A 4,887-nucleotide genomic window follows, 5' to 3' on the forward strand; every position below is an offset into this window, starting at 1 on the left:
GGCGGCGGGGCGCCGTCGCCGTGACCCAGACGCTTCAGGGCCTCGTCGCCCTCCAGGCCGAAGGCGCGGCGCAGGCGCAGGTCCGTCTGCGGCACCGGCACCTCCACGCCCGCCTCATCCAGCGCGTCGGCGATCAGCCAGGTATAGGCGGCGTGCATGGCGGCGGGGCGTTTGACCGCATCGCGCGTGGGCCAGACCACCAGTTCGAACGACAGGCCCCGGTCGCCGAACGCCACCAGCCAGACCTGGCTCTTCCTCGCCTCGGTTTCCGGCAGGGTGAAGGGGCTGGCGCGGGCGGCCTTCAACACGGCGTCGCGGACCTGGCCCCGGTCGGAGCCATAGGCGACGGTGAAGGGCACATGGATGCGGCGGGTGTCGCCCTTCAGCGTCCAGTTGGTCACCGGCTGTTCGATGAAGCGCGAGTTGGGCACCAGGACATTGACGTTGTCGTTGGTGCGGACGCGGGTCGCGCGCGGGCCGATCTCCATGATGGCGCCGCGAATGCCGATGTCTTCGATCTCGATATAGTCGCCGACCGACACCATCCGGTCGAAGATCAGGAACAGGCCCGACACGAACTCCTTGACCACCCCCTGCAGGCCCAGACCCACGCCGATGCCCAGGGCGCCGGCGAAGACCGCCAGGGACGACAGGTTCAGCCCCGCCGCCGACAGGGCCGCCATCGCCCCGATCACGATGATGCCGTAGCCGGCCAGCCTTTCCAGCAGATAGACGGCCTGGCGGCTGCGGTCCGCCCGCTCTCGCACCCGGCGCAAGGATCGCGTCACCAGCCAGTGGGCGGCGATGGCCGCCAGGGCGATGACGCCCGCGCTGACCAGGCCGCCCAGGGTCAGGTTCGTCCCGGCGATGCGGGCGATCTGCGACTGCTCGATCGCGGACAGGTCCAGCTTTTGGATCGGAAGGGTCATCGGCCTCTACAGCGCGCCAGAAACAGTCAAGGTTCCCGTGCGGGGCGCGCAGCCGGACTTCAAGTCAGATGCTGAAATCCTCGTTCCAGAACCGGCCGTCCAGCCAGGCCACGATGCGCTCGGCCGCCTGATCGGGCGACATGGTGGTGGTGTCCACCACGATCTCCGGCGTCTCGGGCGCCTCATAGGGGCTGTCGATGCCGGTGAAGTTCTTCAACTGTCCCGCCCGCGCCTTCTTGTAGAGGCCCTTGACGTCGCGGGCCTCGGCGACGGCCAGGGGGGTGTCGACGTGCACCTCCACGAACTCGCCCTCGCCCAGCAGATCGCGCGCCATGCGGCGCTCGGCGCGGAAGGGCGAAATGAAGCTGACCAGGACGATCAGGCCGGCGTCCACCATCAGTTTCGACACCTCGGCGACGCGGCGGATGTTTTCGACCCGATCCTCCTCGGTGAAGCCCAGGTCGCGGTTCAGGCCATGACGGACATTGTCGCCGTCCAGCAGATAGGTGTGGCGGCCGTCGGCGTGCAGCCGCTTTTCGACCAGATCGGCGATGGTGGATTTGCCGGCGCCGGACAGGCCGGTAAGCCAGATGACCCGGCCCTTCTGGTTCTTGATCGCGGCGCGCGCGTCCTTGTCGACCGACAGGGCCTGCCAGTGGATGTTGTGGGCGCGGCGCAGCGCGAAGTGCAGCAGGCCCGCCCCGACCGTCCGGTTGGAGATCCGGTCGATCAGTATGAAACCGCCCAGGTCCTTGTTCTGGGCGTAAGGGGCGAAGGCGACGGGCGCATCCAGCGACAGGTTGCAGACGCCGATCTCGTTCAGCTCCAACCGCCGGGCCGGCTGCTGCTCCAGGGTGTTGACGTTCACCTTGTGCTTGGGCTCGGTGATGGTCGCGCCCACCAGTTTGGCGCCGATCTTCAGCAGATAAGGGCGTCCCGGCAGCAGGGGTTCGTCGTCCATCCAGACCACGGTGGCCTCGAACTGATCCGCCGCCTCGGGCGGGGCGTCGGCGCCGGCCAGGACGTCGCCGCGCGACACGTCGATCTCGTCGGCCAGGGTCAGGGTGATCGACTGACCCGCGACGGCCCGGTCCAGGTCGCCGTCGGCGGTGACGATACGGGCGACGGTCGAGGTCTTTCCCGACGGCAGAACCCGCACCGGATCGCCCGGCCGCACGGTCCCGGCGGCGATCTGGCCCGAAAAGCCGCGGAAGTCGAGATTGGGCCGGTTGACCCACTGCACCGGCAGGCGGAACGGATCGGCCTGCAGGTCGTCGCCGACCTCCAGCGTCTCCAACAGGCGCATCAGCGGCGGGCCGACGTACCAAGGCGACCGGGGGCTGGCTTCGGTGACGTTGTCGCCGCGCAGGGCCGACATCGGAATGGCGTCGAAGGTCTTCAGCCCGATCTGGGCGGCGAAGACGGAAAAGTCGGCGACGATGGCGTCGAACACATGCTGGGACCAGCCCAACAGGTCCATCTTGTTGACCGCCAAAATCACGTGGCGGATGCCCAGCAGGCTGACCAGATAGGCGTGGCGCCGCGTCTGGGTCAGCACCCCGCGCCGCGCGTCGATCAGGATGACGGCGGCGTCGGCGGTCGAGGCGCCGGTGACCATGTTTCGGGTGTATTGCTCGTGGCCGGGCGTGTCGGCGACGATGAACTTGCGCGTCTCGGTCGAGAAGAAGCGATAGGCCACGTCGATGGTGATGCCTTGCTCGCGCTCGGCGGCCAGACCATCGACCAGCAGGGCGAAGTCGATGTCGCCGCCCTGGGTGCCGACGCGGCGACTGTCCGCCTCCAACGCCGCCATCTGATCCTCGAAGATCATCTTGGAATCGTAGAGCAGCCGCCCGATCAGGGTGGACTTGCCGTCGTCCACGCTGCCGCAGGTGATGAAGCGCAGCAGGCTCTTGTGCTGGTGGGCGTCCAGATAGGCGTCGATGTCGCGGGCGATCAGGTCGGACTGGTGCGCCATCAGAAATAGCCCTCCTGCTTCTTCTTCTCCATGGAGGCGGACTGATCGTGGTCGATCATCCGGCCCTGACGCTCGGAGGTGGTGGTCAACAGCATTTCCTGGATGACCTCGGGCAGGGTCGCCGCCGCACTCTCGACCGCCCCGGTCAGGGGATAGCAGCCCAGGGTGCGGAAGCGGACGGACTTCATCTGCGGCGTCTCGCCGGGCCGCAGGCGGAACCGGTCGTCGTCCACCATGATCAGGGCGCCGTCGCGCTCCACCACCGGCCGTTCAGCGGCGAGGTAGAGGGGCACGATGGGGATGCGTTCCAGATGGATGTATTGCCAGACATCCAGCTCGGTCCAGTTGGAGATGGGGAAGACGCGGATGCTCTCGCCCGGCCGTTTGCGCGTGTTGTAGAGCCGCCAAAGCTCGGGCCGCTGGTTCTTGGGGTCCCAGCGATGCTCTGCGGTGCGGAAGGAGAATATCCGCTCCTTGGCCCGCGACTTCTCCTCGTCGCGCCGGGCCCCGCCGAAGGCTGCGTCGAAGCCGTGCAGGGACAGGGCCTGCTTCAGCCCTTCGGTCTTCCACAGGTCGGTATGCAGGGTCGAGCCGTGATCGAACGGATTGATGCCGCGCGCCACAGCCTCCGGGTTCTGGTGCACCAGCAACTCGACGCCCAGGTCGGCGGCCGCCTGTTCGCGCATCGCGTACATGGCGCGGAACTTCCACGTCGTATCGACGTGCAGCAGGGGGAAGGGCGGGCGAGACGGATAGAAGGCCTTCTTCGCCAGATGCAGCATCACCGCCGAATCCTTGCCGATCGAATACAGCATGACCGGCCGCTCGGCCTCGGCCGCCACCTCGCGCAGGATGTGGATGCTTTCGGCCTCCAGCCGCTGGAGGTGCGTCAGGCGTTGGCTGGGCAAGCTGTCTTGGCGTTCGGTCAGAATGGCGATGTCCACCGGCAAGTCTCCGTCGAACGGAGGTCACAACGCCAATGTGCCGCGTAAGACAAGCGATTGATACTGCCACATCCTGTGAGATTTTCGACCGCGCGCTTCGGGTCGGCCCGTCAGGTCCAAAATGTCGGCTGGCGCGTAAAGGAGCCAGGACCGCCTGCTCCGGCCTATGCCGAAAGGGATCAACCCATGCCCCACCTCAAGCCCGTCGTCGCCGCGACTGTGGCCGCCGTCGCCTTGGCCGGCTGCGTGACCGCGCCGCGCCCTTCCGAGTATCGCGCGCCCCAACCCGCCAAGGCGGTGGACGTTCAGCGGCTGTGGTCCGGGCGATGGCACGAGATCGCGCGTCTGCCGGACCGGTTGACTGACGGCTGCGTGGCCGGCGCGTCCATCTATACGCCGGTCGAGGGCACGCGCATCGATGTGCGCGACACCTGTCAGGTCGGCACGCCGCAGGGCAGGGAGAAGGCCATCGGCGGGCGGGGCGAAATCCTGGACCCCGGCACGAACGCGAAACTCAGGGTCAGATATCTGGCCGGCTTCGTGACGTGGGACTACTGGGTGCTGGACCGGGCGGACGACTACAGCTGGTTCATCTCGGCCGATCCGACGTTCGAGCGGCTGTTCATCTATACGCGCCACCTGCCGACCCCGGCCCAGGTTCGCAGCCTGACCGAACGGGCGCGCGCCTTGGGCTACGACGTCAGCCGTCTGGAGTTTCCAGCGCAACCCGCAAATTAAGCCAGACCGCAAAAAAGCCCCGGCCGAAACCGGGGCTTTTCTTCACGCGACGAGGATCAGTCCAGCGGTTGAACCGTGATCGTCGGGGCGGGCGGTTGGGCTTGGGCCGACGTGGGCGCCGTGGTCGGAGCCGTATTCAGCTGGCTCGTGCCGGCGGCGGGCGATGTCGCCGCCGCATAGGGCTGCGGACCCGTGGGTCTCGCAGGGACCTCGACGCGAGGCGTGGCGGCCGGGCGTTCCGCGACCGGCGCAGCGCGACGGACGACCGGCTCTGCGCGCGGTTCGGCACGACGCGCGA

At 67.8% G+C, this 4,887-nt stretch carries 4 protein-coding genes and 1 pseudogene; 1 reads left to right on the forward strand and 4 read right to left on the reverse strand.

The features are described from left to right. The 3 genes from RTU05_RS16965 to cysD all read right to left on the reverse strand — a co-directional run. Positions 1 to 929: mechanosensitive ion channel domain-containing protein (locus RTU05_RS16965; RefSeq protein ID WP_312599491.1), on the reverse strand; the 929-nt coding region annotated here is incomplete at its 3' end. Positions 930 to 993: 64 nt separating this feature from the next. After that, entirely contained in the window at positions 994 to 2,907 is a 1,914-nt protein-coding gene (cysN, locus tag RTU05_RS16970) for a sulfate adenylyltransferase subunit CysN (protein WP_312599492.1), read from the reverse strand. After that, the gene (cysD, locus tag RTU05_RS16975; protein ID WP_312599493.1) at positions 2,907 to 3,851 is read right to left on the reverse strand and encodes a sulfate adenylyltransferase subunit CysD; all 945 of its coding nucleotides are present in this window, start codon (positions 3,849 to 3,851) and stop codon (positions 2,907 to 2,909) included. Before cysD ends, cysN begins: the two co-directional genes overlap by 1 nt. Before the next feature lie 186 nt (positions 3,852 to 4,037). Between cysD and RTU05_RS16980 the strand changes: the two genes are divergently transcribed. After that, positions 4,038 to 4,589, forward strand: a complete 552-nt coding sequence (locus RTU05_RS16980; protein WP_312599494.1) for a lipocalin family protein — start codon at positions 4,038 to 4,040, stop codon at positions 4,587 to 4,589. Between the two features lie 56 nt (positions 4,590 to 4,645). On the opposite strand, the pseudogene RTU05_RS16985 reads toward RTU05_RS16980, so the two are convergent. Next, positions 4,646 to 4,887: pseudogene (locus RTU05_RS16985) on the reverse strand (hypothetical protein); the annotation flags it as partial.

It is taken from the genome of Brevundimonas sp., from assembly GCF_032017145.1.
Taxonomy (GTDB): Bacteria; Pseudomonadota; Alphaproteobacteria; order Caulobacterales; family Caulobacteraceae; genus Brevundimonas.